Source organism: Mucilaginibacter paludis DSM 18603 (assembly GCF_000166195.2).
Lineage (GTDB): Bacteria > Bacteroidota > Bacteroidia > Sphingobacteriales > Sphingobacteriaceae > Mucilaginibacter > Mucilaginibacter paludis.
Window position 1 is genome coordinate 3821780 of the sequence record NZ_CM001403.1, and the last position, 16735, is coordinate 3838514.

Annotated in this window: 14 protein-coding genes; 5 read left to right on the forward strand and 9 right to left on the reverse strand. The window is 45.3% G+C overall.

The features are described from left to right. Positions 1-27: 27 nt before the first annotated feature. From MUCPA_RS16335 to MUCPA_RS36175, 6 genes are all read right to left on the reverse strand, one after another. Positions 28-999, reverse strand: a complete 972-nt coding sequence (locus MUCPA_RS16335; RefSeq protein ID WP_008507868.1) for a DJ-1/PfpI family protein — start codon at positions 997-999, stop codon at positions 28-30. Between the two features lie 12 nt (positions 1000-1011). Beyond that, on the reverse strand, positions 1012-2718 hold the full coding sequence (locus MUCPA_RS16340; protein ID WP_233276876.1) for a TonB-dependent receptor: 1707 nt from the start codon (positions 2716-2718) through the stop codon (positions 1012-1014). After that, entirely contained in the window at positions 2675-3370 is a 696-nt protein-coding gene (locus MUCPA_RS38900; protein WP_040626047.1) for a carboxypeptidase-like regulatory domain-containing protein, read from the reverse strand. Before MUCPA_RS38900 ends, MUCPA_RS16340 begins: the two co-directional genes overlap by 44 nt. 14 nt (positions 3371-3384) lie before the next feature. After that, positions 3385-4143 (reverse strand): DJ-1/PfpI family protein, encoded by a 759-nt coding sequence (locus MUCPA_RS16350; RefSeq protein ID WP_008507872.1) that lies wholly within the window; start codon positions 4141-4143, stop codon positions 3385-3387. 7 nt (positions 4144-4150) lie between these two features. Continuing rightward, entirely contained in the window at positions 4151-6535 is a 2385-nt protein-coding gene (locus tag MUCPA_RS16355; protein ID WP_040626049.1) for a TonB-dependent receptor, read from the reverse strand. Between the two features lie 127 nt (positions 6536-6662). After that, positions 6663-7052, reverse strand: a complete 390-nt coding sequence (locus MUCPA_RS36175) for a hypothetical protein (protein ID WP_050982121.1) — start codon at positions 7050-7052, stop codon at positions 6663-6665. 172 nt (positions 7053-7224) lie between these two features. Between MUCPA_RS36175 and MUCPA_RS36180 the strand changes: the two genes are divergently transcribed. Both MUCPA_RS36180 and MUCPA_RS16365 read left to right on the forward strand, forming a co-directional pair. Beyond that, positions 7225-8268, forward strand: a complete 1044-nt coding sequence (locus MUCPA_RS36180; protein ID WP_050982122.1) for a tetratricopeptide repeat protein — start codon at positions 7225-7227, stop codon at positions 8266-8268. A 78-nt stretch (positions 8269-8346) separates the two neighbouring features. Then, the gene (locus MUCPA_RS16365; protein WP_121196771.1) at positions 8347-8928 is read left to right on the forward strand and encodes a sensor histidine kinase; all 582 of its coding nucleotides are present in this window, start codon (positions 8347-8349) and stop codon (positions 8926-8928) included. Between the two features lie 99 nt (positions 8929-9027). On the opposite strand, the gene MUCPA_RS16370 is transcribed toward MUCPA_RS16365, so the two are convergent. Further along, positions 9028-9804 (reverse strand): response regulator transcription factor, encoded by a 777-nt coding sequence (locus MUCPA_RS16370; RefSeq protein WP_008507877.1) that lies wholly within the window; start codon positions 9802-9804, stop codon positions 9028-9030. A gap of 148 nt (positions 9805-9952) precedes the next feature. On the opposite strand from MUCPA_RS16370, the gene MUCPA_RS16375 reads away from it, so the two are divergent. Both MUCPA_RS16375 and MUCPA_RS16380 read left to right on the forward strand, forming a co-directional pair. Further along, complete coding sequence (locus tag MUCPA_RS16375) at positions 9953-10672, forward strand: DUF1349 domain-containing protein (RefSeq protein ID WP_008507879.1); 720 nt, start codon at positions 9953-9955, stop codon at positions 10670-10672. A gap of 334 nt (positions 10673-11006) precedes the next feature. Next, positions 11007-11981 (forward strand): glycosyl hydrolase family 8, encoded by a 975-nt coding sequence (locus tag MUCPA_RS16380; protein WP_262493009.1) that lies wholly within the window; start codon positions 11007-11009, stop codon positions 11979-11981. Positions 11982-12049: 68 nt separating this feature from the next. Here the strand turns inward: MUCPA_RS16380 and MUCPA_RS16385 are convergent, their stop codons facing one another. Both MUCPA_RS16385 and MUCPA_RS16390 read right to left on the reverse strand, forming a co-directional pair. Continuing rightward, positions 12050-14104 (reverse strand): heavy metal translocating P-type ATPase, encoded by a 2055-nt coding sequence (locus tag MUCPA_RS16385; protein WP_008507881.1) that lies wholly within the window; start codon positions 14102-14104, stop codon positions 12050-12052. Between the two features lie 11 nt (positions 14105-14115). Further along, positions 14116-15150, reverse strand: coding sequence for an efflux RND transporter periplasmic adaptor subunit (locus MUCPA_RS16390; RefSeq protein ID WP_083839349.1), 1035 nt, complete (start codon positions 15148-15150; stop codon positions 14116-14118). Positions 15151-15331: 181 nt separating this feature from the next. Between MUCPA_RS16390 and MUCPA_RS16395 the strand changes: the two genes are divergently transcribed. Then, a complete protein-coding gene (locus MUCPA_RS16395; protein ID WP_008503844.1) occupies positions 15332-16570 on the forward strand; it encodes an IS4 family transposase in 1239 nt (412 codons plus the stop codon). Positions 16571-16735: the final 165 nt, after the last annotated feature.

Genomic DNA, 16735 nt, shown 5'->3' on the forward strand with positions numbered 1-16735 from the left:
ATTGTTTAATGATTTAAGTCCCGTTAATTATTTAATTGTATGAATTTCGTAAGCGGTCGGATTTCTCTGGAAACCTGCTTTGCAACGTGCTGAACAAAAGCCGATGATCTTTCCTTTGTAATGAACCGTATCGGCATAACCGGCCAGGGCCATTCCACAAACCGGGTCTTTATCATTGTCAATTTTAGCTTTTGCGGAAACGGTTTCTGGGTGCAGCAAAGGTTGTAAAGCACTGTTATACATGGTGCGTACACTTTCAACTATCGCTTTATCCGTGTTATGCTCACTGCCGCCTTTGACCGGTGGTTGAGGATCGTACTCCAGGTCAAGCATCACGGTTTGGGTGTACTTTTCACCCATGATTTCATTGATCAATCCGAGGCTCATATCGATTCCCGCAGAAACTCCTGCACTTGTCCAATACTTACCGCTTTGAACATAACGTTTATCTTCTGCGGTGATACCGAACTGATCTTTTAAAATCTGCTTACCGAACCAATGCGTAGTGGCTTCATGACCTTTAAGTAAACCAGTCGAGGCCAGTATCCAGGCACCTGTACAAACGCTGGTGGTGTATTTGGAGTGGACATCTATCGCCTTTATCCAGTTCAGCAAAGCGGTATCTTTCGTGGCGGTAAAGGTTTCATTCAGGCCGCCGGGTATAACCAGGATATCCAATTGCTTGACTTCGTTAATGGAGGTATCACATTGCACCTTCATACCGCCACCGGTGGTGATCAATCCTTTATGACGACCCACAAAGAACACTTTAGCGCCCATGAGTTCACTCAATACATGGTAAGGCCCCATCGCATCCAAAACCGCATAGTTATCATAAAGGAGGATGCCTATTGTCTTGATCTGCACTTTAGGTTCAGGAAGTATATCTGCCATTTGTTGCTCATGGTTTTTTGTCGTGGCCGTTGCTGTGTCTTTTGATTTGTCTTTACACGCGGCCACCATCAAAATGAGAGTTGCTGCAAAAAATAGTCTTTTCATCAGATCTTTTATTTAAAATTTCGCTATTAAAGTCGTTCCGTAAGTTTTCGGGCTTCCCAAAAGGAAAGTACCGAATGAGCCGTAAGCGACGTACTTTTTATCAGTAATATTCCGCGCCCAGAAGTTCAGTTCAAAGTTCTTACTGCTGATACCTGCTTTAGCGTTGAACAAACTATAAGCTGGCTGGCTTAAGCCATTCACAAAATCAAAGTAGTACTTGTCTAAATAACGATATTCACCCCGGACGAATGCGGCTAATTTCTGTTTGCTACCCGCAAGATCATACGTGTATTGGGCAGCCAGCATGGAACTGACTGGCGGTGTATTAATAGGCTGGTCGCCTTTGTAATTCACTACAGCCTTGGCCTCTGCGCTATACAACAACAGCGAAGCATAACGTGCATGGGAATAGCTGGCGTTCCAGTCAATTTGCAGGCCTTTTACGGGCAGGGCCGTTACTTCCAGTTCCAAACCTTTATTGTGCATTTCACCAACATTCAGGATCAAGGCGTTAATACCGTCCATGGCGGTACTGATCTGCTGGTTATGCTGTTCGAGATAAAATGCGGTCAGATTGAATTTCAGCTTGTTGTTAAACAGCATGTTTTTCCAGCCGATCTCGTAATTATCCGAATGTTCCGGCTGGTAAGGCACTTGCGCAGGATCGGTCGCATTGGTATTTAATCCTCCTGCACGGAAGCCCCTTGCATACGAACCGTAAAGCAGCATGTTATCCTGTATCTTATAGCTCAACACGAATTTGGGGGTGACCGCGTTAAAGCTAGCCCTGTAATCTGCGTTCGGGGTTAACAAGGTTGCAGGGGCAGGATCTTTCTGATAATCGGTATATTGGCTAAGTCCACGATTTTCGTGATCGTAACGTATGCCTGCGGTGAAGTCTAATTGTTTAGTTAGCGAATAGGTAGCCTGCCCGAAGAATGCATAGCCTTTATTGTTGCCGTGACTGTTGCCGATGGTGGTAAATGGCGCACCGGAAGTCGGGTCAAATTGCACGTAATCCGGTCCATAAAATGTCGGCGTGATCATGTGCAGATTTTGCGTAAACCCATAAGCCCCGGCTACCCATTTTAACTTGCTTGCACTTGCGGACGGTGAAGAAAGACGGATCTCCTGTGCGAAGATATGTTGGCGCTGATCAGGGGCGGTACTCAAAGCGTCTAAAGGACTGAAATCATAATCTACGCCTCTTCCTTCGTAATATTCATGCCAGTTGATATAGGATGATACGGAAGTAAAGTTAAAATCCTTGCCATAGTAATTGGCGGCCAGCGAGGTGTTGAAGTTGTTCCGGCGTTCTACATTAGTATTGTTGGTGTTCACCTGGTAAGGTTTGGAAAAGACATCATCAATTGATCCTACCCAGGGAAAACTACCTTTGTCATTGTCATTCTCGGTTTTCACGTTTAGCGCGAGCGACCATTGGGCTGATGGCAGATAGCGTAAATTAAAGTTACCGGAGTAATCCTCTCTGCGGTCGAAACCGCTTTTGGTGAATTCATTATAGTAAATTGAGCCACGGTGGTTATAGGTAAATGAACCGCTGGCAAACAGTTTATCTTTTATTAGAGGTTCTGAAAGGCTGACCGTATAACGCTGCTGTCCGTAATTACCGAAAGTCATTTCTGCATAACCGGACGGCGTGTTGCCAGGTTGCTTAGTGGTGATGTTCACCACCCCCCCCATAGGCGTTACGACCATATAAGGTTCCCTGCGGCCCGCGCAGGATCTCGATGCTTTGTACATCGTTGAACAAGGGCGGGGCAGAAAAATAATCAAACTGGTAAACACCATCCACATAAGTAGCGACGGCCTGCTCATTGGAAAAGCCCATCACTCCGCGAATGTTGAAGAAATTGGAACTGGTGCTGTTACCGTGCTCCACCACAAATAAATTCGGTGCGATTGCCGTCAGGTTCGTAATATCCCATAAACGGTACTCCTTGATCTGTTTGGCATCTAAAGAAGTGATCGCGGCCGGTATTTTCTGGATAGCCTCCTGGCGCTTTTCTGAGGATACTGTCACCTCATTTAATTGACTGCTGCTTTCAGTCAGCCTAAAATCGAGGGTCAGCACTTGCCCTTTTTTCAGTTCAAAGGATTTTAATTGCGAAGCATACCCTACTGCTGAAATACTGATGGTATAATTTCCACCCGCTAAATTGTTGATGCTATATCTACCCTGGTTGTCTGTTATATCGCCATAATTGGTATTCAATAATTTAACCGTTGTTTTAACAATGGCTTCTCCGCTGGTGGTTGTAACAACACCCTGTACTTTTGCTGATTGTGCAAATGAAGTGACAGTAAAGAAGCTTAATATGATCGTAAGTAGTTTTAAAGTTGTTTTCATGATTTGAAATAAGGTTAGTTGTTTACCGGCCTGAGCAATCCCATTTTTTCACGCCTGGCGCGGTCGAATTTCATTCCGCCCAATGCTTCGGGCCATTTATCCTGTTCGTGCATGGTATATTGGATCGCGCCTTCGACCATTTTTTCGACACGTTCACCGCTAAAGCGGGCGACCAGGTGCAGCGATGCATCAATTCCGGAGGTTACGCCAGATGCGGTAACCAATTTGCCTTCATCCACAAAGCGCACATCCCTGATAACGGTTGATTTAGGGAATTGTAGCTGCAAGTCATCGGCCTGGAAAAAATGGGTAGTCACTTTGTGACCATCAAATGCGCCGGTTTGCCCTACAAAGTAAGCCGCTGTACAGATAGACATGAGTACATCTACTTTATCGCGGTATTGCTGAATAAATCCAATGACCTGCTGATCGTGCCGCATGGAATCCGCTAATCCGACCGTACCGCCGGGGATCACCAAAATATCCGGTTTGGGCATATCAGTTGCCGTATAATCGGGTGTGAATTTCAGTGTGCCGCCCTGAGTAGTTACCACACCTGCTTTAAGGGCAACCGTGTAAACATGGTATTGTCCTTTGGTAATACCATTGGCTTTGGTAAAAATATCTACCGGCCCTTGCAGGTCGCCCAACCCAACGCCGGGGTAAACAAATACCGCCACATTCAATCTTTTGGTAAAGGTTGGAGTAGTCATCTGTGCATTAACGATCAGCGAGAGGCTGATGAACAGGCTCAATAAGCATATCTTTTTCATGGGTTAATTAAAATTTAAGGGTTAAAGTGGCGATATACCTGCGCAGCATACCCGGCGTGATCGTACCGAAGCCGCCGTTGTAGAATTGCTTGTTCGCCAGGTTATCTACATTAAGGCCAAAACGGTAGCGCGGACGGTTATAAAACACGGCGCTGTTAAGCAGCGTATAGCTGTTCAGGTAAAATTGCCCGTTGGTGGTGTTATTGACGATCAGGTTACGGCTGGCATAGTTACCGCCAAAGCCAACACCCAAACCTTGCAGGTCTGAGAACGGTAGGCTGTAACTGGCGTAAAAGTTAACCGTTTTATCCGGCCCTGAATTAACGGGACGTAACCCATTCACCGTACCATCGGCAGAAGTTAACTGGCTGTCGTTGTAAGCAAACCCTGCATTGATCAATAAGCCCGTTATGGGCCTTGAATACAGGTCTATTTCCACGCCTTTGCTGAATTGCGAACCTTCCTGTACGGTAAAGGTCGGGCGGGTTACGTCCGGCCTTAACGTGTTTTCTACCTTGATGCTGTAATAGCTGACGGTAGCACTTAACAGGTCATGCGCCAGTTCCGCTTTGATACCGCCTTCGAGCTGATTTGCATACTGCGGTTTGAACGTTGAAATGGTTCCGTCCGGCTGGGTTGTCGGTGCCACATTCTGAAATCCGTTATTGTAGTTTCCAAACAGGGATACCCGGTCTTTCACGACTTGGTAAACTAAGCCAAACTTCGGCGCGAAAGCCATCTGGTCATAATTGCCGGTGGTTACGTTAGTCGTTATATTGGTTGTTCCGCTATTATTGAAACGGTCAACCCTTAGACTAAGCATAGCCGATAAGCGGTCAGTAATATTTACTACATCCGAAGCATAGGCCGCGTAGGTATTCAGTTTTGATGAGGAATACGTTGCGGCAAGGCCGTTCAGTTTATTAGCAATACTTGCCGGGCTGATCAGTTCATAATTCGGCATCGCATGCTTGATGCTTAACGTGTCAAACGCTTTCCGGCCAGCTCTGCCATTCAGGGCATTGGATGAAAAGGCGGATGCATTCTGATAGAACTCTAAACCAACGACCAGGCGGTTACGAACCTTGCCGATACTAAAATCGCCGATAAAGTTTTGCTGAACCTGGCTGATGGTAAACAAGCTGGTCGGATAATTGGACACATTGCGCACTAAGGAACTGTCACCTTTCAGCAGCGTAAAAGTTAAGTAGTTGTCTGTGTTCTCCGCGCTGGTACGGATCAGGTTAGTTTGAGAAGTCCACTGGTCACTGATTTTATAATTCACCTGTCCGTAGATGCTGCGGTTCGGATCTTTCAGCGTTACGCTGTTATTGCCATAAGAACGCTTGTATTCCAAAGGCAATTGTGACGGGTTACTGGCCCATGTTTTAGTTGAACCTGCCTGGATCGGGCCGACTGGTGTGATCTGCGGTAAAGAAGTGCTCTCACGGTTATAAAACTCCGCGTCGAGCGAAAAGCTCAGGCGGTCGCTGGCTTTATAAAAAAGGCTTGGTGCGATAAAGGTGCTGCGGATAAATCCTGCATCCTGGAAACTACCCTCGTAATGCTGGGCAGCGTTTACGCGTAATAAGACCGTTTTGTCCTTGTTCAGCGGCGTATTGATATCGGCTGTAAAACGGTTCAGGTCATAGCTGCCTGCCTGGTAGCCGATCTCCACATGGGTCGTATCAAAAGGCTTTTTAGTAATGCGGTTGAGTAAGCCACCAAAAGAAACCAAAGTACTACCGAATAAAGTCCCTGATGGGCCTTTTACGGCAACCAATTGCTCGACGTTGGCCATGTCCATATCGGCGGTTACGTAGCCTGCCACCCCGTTACGGATATAATTACGGGTATTAAACCCACGGCTCGTATAATATGCTGATACCGATGACCAGCCTTTCACCACACCGGGAATGTTTTTGACGATGCTGTTCAGGTCGGTAGCAGCCTGCTCGGTGATGACCTGATTTGAGACGGTATTGATGACCTGCGGATTCTCAATATTGCTCAAGGGCAACTTTGAAGTAATGCTGCTGGCCTTATCCCGCTGGCGGTTCTTGCGGCTACCGATAACAACTTCCGAAAGCTGCTGCGTGGCCTTGTTCAGTTCAAGGGTTAGAAAATTATTCTTCCCGGAAATTACGATCAGGTTTTGTTTGCTGGCGGTGTAGCCGATGCCTGAAGCAATTAGGGTATAAGTGCCCGGTTTGATATTACGCAATACAAAATCTCCGTTCTCTTCGGTTCGGGTGCCGTTACTGGTTCCTTCCAGTTTAACGCTGATATTGCTTAAAGGCTCTCCATCAGAGGATATTATGTTGCCTTTAATGGTTTGCCCAATGGCGGGTAAAGTAAATAATAAGATTAAAAAAGTATATAAAAATTTCATCAGATCACTGTAATAGCATAGGGACATGCACAGCATAAAATGCAGGCATTGCCGAAAGCCAAATAAATAGTCGAATCGCAGAGACAGTTCAAAACTGTTCGTAACGATACATTAAAATAGATGGAGGTTAAGCGATCTGCTGCTTGGGCGGTCTGAAGATGGTTTCAATATCGCGGCTGCTGTATTGATAAGTATAAGCGGGAAAACTACTTTTTACCGTTTCTAAAATAGTGGGAGCAACAGATGAAAACTGAAATGGCTCTTGAAAAAAGGAAACTTCCAGGCGGTTCAAGTTGTCTTTTGCTTCCTGCTTTTTTTCGCTTTCTTCGGCCTGGTGGATCTTCTTCATGAAATAGCACTTACCATTACAGTGCATCCAGGGACGGGATCGGTTGACACAAAGCGTTTCGGCAATGTACTTCTGGTTCATTTGAAATCCGGCATATACCATAAACACTGAGAAGTTGGAACTAATCAGCGTTACAAGGAGCAACATGGCGGCAAACCGTTTGGACATTGACGCAAAGGTAAAGCTAATTGCAAATAGTTTCCGCAGTATCGCTATTTAGATTCATTCCAAATTAATTATTCTTATATTGAGGAGGTTCCCCCTGCTGCCAAAATAAGCGTTATGATAATTGTTTCGTTTAGTTATATTCGGAAAGTTTCGCACGTATACAAAACGTGATATGAAAACAAAAATACTTCTGCTACTGTGCCTTTTCGGCAGCTTTCAAATGATGGCGCAAAACAAGCTTCCTTCATTATTGGTAAAGCTGAAAAAAGCACCGGCAGACACCATTAAAGCGCTAATTATCCAATCCATTACGGAATATTACAGGAATATTAAACCGGATTCAGCAGGGATTTACGCACGCCAGGGATTGCAACTTTCTGAAAAATTAAATTTTGTTTACGGTAAAGCTGCATTCAGCCGTTTTTTAGCGGAGCTGGACCTCAACGAGGGAAAGATGGACGCAGCGAAGCAAAAATTCGGTACTGCCATGATCTTGTTTGAGCAAACCGGGCGAAAAAAGGATATCGCCTCGGTCCATAACGGACTCGGGGCCTGGGCGATCAAACAGGGAGACTACCCCGAGGCAACAAAGCAATTTTTAACGGCTTTAAAGACTTTCGAGGCAGCCAGGGACAATGCGGGGGCCGCTTATGAAAAGTTAGGGAATTTTAAAGCCGCGGCCAGGCTGGAAAGCGAAGCACTGGTACTGATCCGGGAACGTCACTTGAAGGAGTACGAAATTAACACGCTGATCAGCCTGGCTTCGGTATTAAGCAGGGACAAGCCGGACAGCAGCAGGCTTTTGTTGAACCAGGTCCTTAGGATCAGCCGGGAGATCAACCAACGTTACCTGATGATGGAAGTTTATCAAGGGATGGTCGATCTCTATAAACAACAAGGAAAGTATAAGGAAGCTGAATATACGCTGGAAAGGAAGATCAAGTTACAGGATAGCCTCTTTACCTTGAAAAAAGCCAAAGATATCGCAGGCTTGCAATCTTACTATGACCTGGCCAATGCAACGATAAAGTTGCAGCGGTCTGAGATAAACAACCAGCAGATGCGCAATCACCGAAATGTTATACTGGCCGCTGGAGTGACCTTGGTATTCATTACGTTAACCTTAATTATGTTTTACCTGAAGATGCGTAATTTAAACCGGCAACTGTTGAAACGTAAAGACATTTTAAGGCAGCAAAAGGAAGCGCTCGATTAGCAGAATGAATTCAAGAACAAGCTTTTTTCTATTATCGGCCACGACCTCCGGTCACCTATCGCGACCATCGTGAATTTGATGGAAGCAGCGGAGGAAAACGATTTATCCGCTGAAGACTTTATCGCTTTGATACCCCAGTTAAAAGATCAGAGTAAAGCTACCCTAGAGATCCTGGATAAACTCCTGATCTGGGGAAAATCACAGTTAAAAGGAACCAAATACAACCGTTCTGTTTTTAATGCCAAAGAAATGATCTTGAAAAATGTCGAACTTTACAAGAACCCTGCCTTGCAGAAGATGATCAAGGTAACTGATGAAACGCCTAATGAGATAAGCATCTTTGGGGACAGTACGCAGGTAGATTTTATTATCCGGAATTTACTGGCTAATGCGATCAAATACACTCAACGTGGTGGCGAAATCAGGTTCTCGGCCAGCTTGAACCAGCCAGCCGGATTTAATGCGATCCATGTGCAAGATAATGGCGTGGGCATTGCAAAGGGCGCACAGCAGCTTATTTTTGAAAGGAATAATCAAAGCCAGGAAGGCACTGCCCAAGAAAAGGGGAATAGCATTGGCCTGATGTTATGCAAGGAATTCTCGGAAGCCAATGGCGGAAAGATCGAATTAGAAAGTGAATTAGGCCGCGGCACGCGGTAGTTTCTATTTGCCTTCGGATGAACAGAATGTCAATTAGGCGTTTTTATGGCTAATTAATCAAGATGTGCCGTTATGCCTATAAGGTCTGATGCCTTCCGCTTAGCTGATTATCCCCATCAGGAAAGCCGTTTTTACCGCTTCCGTGATATTCACCACTTTCATTTTCCTGATGATGTTTTGCCGGTGGCGATGGACCGTATTTATTGAGATATGCAGATTGTCTGCAATTGTTTTACTGATCAGGCCCCGTGCAACAAGTGTAAGCAGTTCAAGTTCCCGCCTGCTAAGCAGGCTTTTGTCGTAGTCCCGGTAGATATCGCTGCTAACGATGTCACCGGTTTCGTTATTGATAATTTTCCCTGCTATACCCGGATGTGGTTGCTGATCTGCCGATGGTGAGTAAATACAGGTAGCCAGCCAGATACTGCCATCCGAAAAACTCTTCTGATAAATGGTCCGGTGCGTAATAAAAACATATTTGCCCTGCGGGTCTTTTGCCCTGAGTCGGCTGATCGTGCTGTATTTTACACGTTCATCGATCGGCAGTTCTTTTTGAAACTGAAAATAACGCAGTTCGAAAACATGCCGCTCCATTAAGTCATCCGGATGGATCTTATTAAAGATCAGCTCTTCAAAAGCGGAATCGATCACAAAGTCGTTTGATGGCAACCCCCAAAACAAGCCGAAGTTTCCGGCATAAATATAGCTGCAGTCTGCTTTCAGGTCAGAAAGAACAGCTACGCTATTCTCTACATGTACATAAGCTTTGACCATTTGCTGGTATTGCGCCAGTAAAGCCCCCTCTTGCGGGGGAGCCGCAAATGTTTGATCCAGCATTTGGGAACAGAGCTCGGCATAAGAGGATAGGTTGTTCATAGATGACCTCAAAAAAATGGCTAATTATAACCATTGCAAAAGCTTGAAAAGCCGTTACATTTGCTTGTCAAAATTAACCTATTCTTTGATATTACTTAAAGCGTATTGTATGAAATCTCTTTTGCCATCCATTATTTTAATGAGCCTTATGATAACGATTTCCAGCTGCGAACAAAAAAAGTCACCGTCTACCGAAACAGCGACGGCGGAAACCAGTGCTAAAAAGGATTCAGCGCAAGTCAAAGGCACCCCCTGCGACAAAACAATTTCCGGGGTACACTTTACCAAATCGGTCAATAATGCCGACAGCCTGACCAAAGTTGACGCGAACGGCAAGGTCACTTTCAGCGTCGGCGCAAAAAAAGATTACTTCTGCGACCCGAATGACGATAAGCTTTCTAACAACACCGCCCCAATACTACTATCGGAAGTGGACAATACGAAGGCATTTACTTTCATCTCCAAAGTAGCTCCCGGATTTACTGAGAAGGGCTTATACAATGCGGGGGTACTATATATTTATGTTCATGACAATTTCTGGCAAAAACTATGCTTTGAGCAGGATGAGCGAGGCAATCACCGGATCGTCTCTGTCCGCACGATCGGAACCTCCGATGATAATAATCATGATGTCGTAACCGATCTTTCCGTTTACATGAAGATCTCATCTGATACCCGCACCGTAGCCAGCTATTACTCAACAGACAAAAAAACCTGGCACCTGGTGCGATTATACAAAAATAACTATCCGGCAAAAATATGGGTAGGCTTCAGCGCACAATGCCCAATCGATAACGGCACGGTTAGCCACTTCGAAGACATCAGCCTGGACCAGCAAAGCGTTAAGGACTTTCGTTTAGGTAACTGATTTGCTTAAGTTTATTTCGATGTTCTGGGATTGATTAATTTAACGCTAAAATTCCTTCATGAAGCACAAAGCTTATTGCCTCATCTTCTTACTGTTCGTCTTAGGTAGCCAAGCCACGGCGCAATAAAAGCCCCATTCCCTGAAAAGAAATGGGGCTTTTGTTAAAGGTGTTTATACCAATTTATTTAAAATTAACGGGCATACCGGCAGGGAAATAAGCTTTAAGATAAACAAGGCATTTGACCAGCTCTTTTATGGAGATCGTTCAAGCCAGGCTATCTACTTTGAAGCAGGTGTTAATCATCTTGGAAACTTAGCTTATGTACTGGATGTCCTGCATCAGGATGTCCGGAGCGAAGGTATGTCTTATGGGTTGATGATCACACTACAGCTCAACAAAAAGGCTGAATTCGATGCGCTTTGGAACTTTTCGATGACCCATATGTACATCGAAAAGCCGGGACATCCCGCTGAAGGATATTTTGCCTGGTCTGTACAACAAAACGGTGTCCGCAACGCTGAAGGGCCGGCACCCGATGGTGAGGAATATATTGTCACGGCCTTATATATGGCCGCCGGGCGCTGGGGCAATGGTACGGGAATCTACAACTACCAAGCTTGGGCTGACAAGATCCTTAACCAAATGCGGCACCATCCAATACACACCATGATCAATGAGGAAAAGAAAATGATCCTGTTTGTACCCCAAACTAAAAACGCTGCATTTTCGGACCCTTCTTATCATTTACCTGCCTTCTACGAGTTATGGGCGCTTTGCGGCCCAAAAGCGGATCGTAGCTTTTGGGCCGCTGCTGCTGATACCAGCCGGGCTTATTTTCAAAAAACAACAAATCCTTCAACCGGCTTGTCAAGTGATTATGCTGACTTCGACGGTAAACCTGTTCACACCAGTTATAACCCAGATGCTGATCACTTTGCTTATGATGCCTGGCGAACAGTTATGAATTGGAGCGTTGACTGGAACTGGTGGCACAAGGATGTTCGTGAAAAAGAACTAAGTTACAGGATACAAGCATTTTTCTACCGGCAGGGCATCCAAACTTATGGAAGCGTCTACACCAAAGAAGGCGAACTGATCAGAGCGGGCCATCCTGCAGGGTTGGTCTCTACGAACGCTGTCGCCAGTTTGGCTTCCGAACACCCTAAATCCAAAGAATTCGTAGAAGCACTTTGGGATTTACCGGTACCGCATAATATCGGTGATCGATATTATGGCGGGTTACTCTACCTGATGAGCCTTTTGCACTGCAGCGGCAAGTTTCAGCTATTTTTGCCTGTAGTGAAATAATAGCTTTTTGACTATAATTTACAGGCTTAAAAACGTTTGCATTCCATCCGCGTATCTATGATTCATGTCTATTTTCGATTATTCTGGTAAATCAATAAACGTAACCCATTAAAAACAACCACCAGGGTTGACCCCTCATGGCCGATAACCGCCGGGCCGATGCCGGAAATACCCAAAATGGTCAAAGGTATAAGAACAGCGACCATCCCTAAACTGATCACCAGATTTTGCCTGATGATCCGGCGGGACTGGCGGCTTAGCCCGATGGCAAACGGCAGGTGATCAAGCCTGTCGGCCATTAAGGCTATATCCGCGGTTTCCAGGGCCACATCAGATCCTGCCGCACCCATGGCTATGCCTACGGTACTTTTAGCCATTGCGGGGGCGTCATTTACACCGTCACCGATCATCGCTACTTTCTTTTCTTTTTTGATCAGGTCCTGCACAGCTTTTACTTTGTGCTCGGGTAATAAGCCACCCATGGCATCAGTTATCCCGATCTGTTTGGCTACAGCTTCCGCTACCTGCTGGTTATCACCCGTAAGCATGATCATGCGCTTGATACCCAGGTCTTTCAATTCCTTTAATGTTCTTTTGGCTTCCTTGCGGGGAACATCCATCAGAGAGATCAGGCCAATCATTTCGCCTTCCTGTTCTACCAGCATAGTAGTATTTCCTCCCTTCTCCAGTTTTTCAACCCGGGCGTGTATATCTTCAGAAAGTTTGTCAAACAGGCTGCGATTACCGATAACAACCTTTTTGCTGCCTACCGTGGCTTTAACGCCATGCCCGGTAACTGCTTGAAGGTTTTTTGCTGATGGAATATCTTTTTGTTTCAACCGTTCCAGGCCGCCTTTAACTATCGCGGCAGCCAAAGGGTGATCGCTTAATTTTTCAACGGCGATTGCGATCTCTAAAACCTCATCTTCCGAAAATTTGGCTAAAGCGACTACACCGGTTAAAGCTGGTTTGCCCTCGGTTAGCGTCCCTGTCTTATCAAAAGCAATCGCTGTTAATCCGCCGAGTTCTTCCAAAGGTCCGCCGCCTTTGATCAGTACGCCGCCTCTTGCGGCGCGCGCAATGGCACTGAGTACCGCACTAGGCGTAGAAATAGCCAGGGCACAGGGACTTGCCGCCACCAATACCGCCATCGCCCTGTAAAAACTTTTGCTGAAAGGTTCATCAATGACCAGGTACGCAAATAGCAGAAGCACCACTAAGATCAGTACAACCGGCACATATATCATTTGAAGCTTATCCGTAAATAATTGGGTAGGCGATTTCTGTGCCTCGGTATCGTTGACCAGCTTAACCAATCTCGACAGGGTAGAATCAGCCGCCAGTTTGGTTACTTTCACTTCCAATACCTGGCTGCCGTTGATCGTTCCGGCGAATACCTTATTTTCTGCTTTGAGGGTTTTGTCATCGTGTTCTTTGTCTGGATCCGCTACCGGTGACTTATCAACCGGTACGCTTTCCCCGGTTATCGGTGCCTGGTTCACACTGCTTTCCCCTTTAATTATTGCGCCATCCGCAGAGATCTTGCTGTTCGGTTTGATAATGATGATATCGCCGATCACCAGTTCTTCGATTGGCACTTCTGTTTCTTTTCCGTCACGGCGAACGATCGCTGTTTTAGGTGCGAAGTCTGCTAAGGCAGCGATGGACCTGGTCGCTTTTCCCATCGCATAATGCTCCAGGGAATGACCGAAACTGAACAGGAACAGCAGTAATGTGCCTTCTGCCCATTCGCCAAGGAATGCAGCGCCAACAGCAGCAACCAGCATTAGGAAGTCGATCTCGAACTGTCCTTTACTGACGGCTTCATAAGCTTCCTTCGTGGTAAAGAATCCACCAAAGAAGTAGCCGATCCCGAATACTATCGTGCTGGTTAGCGGTGGCAGGGAATGGATAAAAGAAAGTCCAAAACCTAGAGCCAAAAAGACTCCCGATAGAATGGCAAATATCAATTCCGTATTTTTACCGAATAGGTCACCGTGTTCATGGTCATGACCTGGTTCATTCTCATGAAGATCATGTTTTTCCTCTTTATCTCTGGCGGTTGAGATATCAACCCGTGGTTGTTTTTTATCAGCCGCTTTAGCCGGTGTTTGTTTTTTCATAGTGATTATGATTATTTGTCCTCTGCGCCACCGGCAGCTTTAGACTGTAAATAAAATGCGCCTTTTAATGCCACTTTTACCGATGCAGGCAAATCTTGAAGCGGTTTGATCTGCACAAATCCCAGTTCCGTTACACCCGTTGCGACTTCAGCTTTTTTGAATTTCACGGTACCGCTTTTCTCATCTGACGGCACGACCGCAAAAATGAACTGTTTGCCTTCCGACCTGACTACCGCGTCCACCGGCACTGCTGGCATAAGCCTGCTGCCGGTACTGATCAGCGCGGTAACATACATACCGGGAATCAGGTTCTTTTGTTGCTTATTATTGATCACCGCATGTACTGTAACCCCCTTGCTTTCATTCTCAAAAGATTTATTTACCCCATTGATCGTCCCGGTAATGAGCTCATTTTCCTGGTTGGTCAGCTGGAAACTTACTTTCTGGCCTACTTTAACATGCATCAGGTCTTTTTCAAATACGGTGAGATCGCAGTGAATTTTAGAATTATCTACCACTTCCATAATGGAAGTCCCAGGCTGGACGAACGCGCCGGTATTGGCCGTGATCTGTCCCACTGTTCCACCAATGGGTGACAGCACCGGAAATTGAGAAACGATACGACCGCTGGCAATTTTACCAGGTGATATGCCCAATTGACTCAACTGGCTTTCGTAAGCGGTAAGACGGGAGTGTTCCGCATTGTAAGTAGCTTCTGATAACTGAAAGGATTTTCCTGTTCCGGCACCTGCTTCCTGCAATTGCTTTTGCCGGCTATATTCAGCCTGGACGTAAGTGAAATTATTTTTGGCCGCTAAATAATCCTGTTGGATCCTGATCAGGTCCTGGTTCTTGATGGTGGCCAGCAACTGTCCGCGTTTGACCTGCTGCCCTTCAATTACGCTGATGTGATCAATGATCCCGCCTGAAAGAATACTGACGTCTGCTTTATTCTGTGGCGGAACAGCTAATTGCCCGTTGGCTTTGATCACCGAGTCCAGATTCTTTTGCGTGACCGGGCCGACCACGATGCCAACAGTTTGCATCTGCTCCGGTGTAAGTTCCAGGCCATCCGGTTTTTCCGTTTTGGCTTTTGCCGTATCTGAACTTGCTTCGGTACCTGCATCCCCCGAGCAAGAGCATAGCCGTCAACTTTAGAAAAAAAAGGGATAAAATTTTTTTAGAGCAAGAATCGGAACTGCAAAATTGCAGTCATTATTCGAGCGAATGAGTTCGGAACTATTTGAACCAACGGTGTTAGATGGCCTGGCCCGTAAAACAGAGGCTATACAACGCAAACGAAAAGTGGGAGGCAAGGAACTATTGGATATGGCGTTATTTGATGGAGATCAATCGTTTAACGGCATGAGTATGCAGTTAATGCGGAGGGATGGGCTTGATATTTCGAAGCAGGCATTGCATCAAAGACATCACAGCAATATGACAAAGTTTGTACAAGCCGTTTTTGAGCAATTAATAGCAGTTGAGTTACCGCAAGAGCAAACACAGGGCTTGGAGATCCGTATCAAAGATTCTACCCGTTTCGCGTTGCCGGAAGTTATTGCAGAGACATTCCCCGGAACAAAAGGAAGTGGGATGAAAGCGGGAGCATCTGTACAATTTGAATTTGAAATCAAAAGTGGTAAAAGCGATATCAAAGTAACTCCGGCCAACGCAAATGACCAGGGTGAGAGTCATCTGGACAAGGCATCAATTCAGCCGGGGGTATTATATATGAGAGATCTGGGTTACACTCACTTGAGTTATATGAACAATATTAACAAAGTCAAAGCTTTCTTTATTAATAAATTATGTCCGAAAACAACGATTTATCTATTAAAGGACGACCAATACCAAAAGTTAGAGTTGTCGAAACTACAAGGCATAACCGGCGTATTTGATCAACAGGTATATATCGGAGCTGATAAGATGCCGGTAAGGATAATAATAGAACCGGTAAGTGAAGAGCTCAAGGCAAGGCGGATAGCCAATACTGAAAAGTACAATAAAAAGAAAGGCAGTACCACCAGTAAGGGATTCAAAGAGCGGGCAGGGTTTAACTTTATTGTTACCAACCTGGTGAGCGAAAAATATAGCGCTGAATTGATCCAAAAGTTATATCACCTGCGATGGCAGATAGAATTGGTTTTTAAAGCATGGAAGTCGTTTTTAAAGATACACACGTTCCCCAAAGGAAGTTCGGATCGTATAACCAGTATATTATACAGTAAGTTGATCTGGGCAGTTTTGAGTTGGAAAATATGCATGGCTATCGGTAAGATAGGTCAAATTAGTGTTTTAAAGGTGCATCGACTAATCGCTTCTACGAAAGAAGAATTGCGAGCGCAGCTTTTAGGGATATGCTCAAAGTGGTTAGCTCTGTTGGAGAAATTAAACTTAAAGCACCTTTCAAAAGAGCACAGAAAACATAGGTTAAAAATAGAAGAAATTGTAATAAGTATTTGATTATTAGATATTTAAATACTATATTTAGATAGTTAAACAAAAATAAGAAAGGCGGGGTCATCTAAACCTCCCCGCCTTAAAAAACGAAAAATATGAGAGTAAAAATACATAGGTTTGCCCATGCGGGCAAACCGCGCCTAAAAATTAAATAACTGAAAATCAACA